1 rRNA gene is annotated in these 611 nt (G+C 58.4%); it reads right to left on the bottom strand.

What is annotated here, in order from left to right:
- A 23S ribosomal RNA gene (locus tag ACI797_RS27830) occupies positions 1 to 611 on the bottom strand; the annotation flags it as partial.

Genomic DNA, 611 nt, shown 5'->3' with positions numbered 1-611 from the left:
GCTACATTGTCGGCGCGGAACCACTTGACCAGTGAGCTATTACGCACTCTTTCAAGGGTGGCTGCTTCTAAGCCAACCTCCTGGTTGTCTCTGCGATCCCACATCCTTTTCCACTTAGCACACGCTTGGGGGCCTTAGCCGATGATCTGGGCTGTTTCCCTCTCGACTACGAACCTTATCGCCCGCAGTCTCACTGCCGCGCTCTCACTTACCGGCATTCGGAGTTTGGTTGACGTCAGTAACCTTGTGGGGCCCATCGGCCATCCAGTGCTCTACCTCCGGCAAGAAACACGCGACGCTGCACCTAAATGCATTTCGGGGAGAACCAGCTATCACCGAGTTTGATTGGCCTTTCACCCCTACCCACAGCTCATCCCCCAGGTTTTCAACCCTGGTGGGTTCGGTCCTCCACGCGGTCTTACCCGCGCTTCAACCTGGCCATGGGTAGATCACTCGGCTTCGGGTCTAGAGCACGCGACTGAACATCGCCCTGTTCGGACTCGCTTTCGCTACGGCTACCCCTCACGGGTTAACCTCGCCACGCACCGCTAACTCGCAGGCTCATTCTTCAAAAGGCACGCAATCACCCCCGCACCACGCGGGTGCGGCGG

The organism is Geodermatophilus sp. SYSU D00691 (genome assembly GCF_054050275.1).
This window is presented reverse-complemented; position numbering and strand designations above follow the sequence as displayed.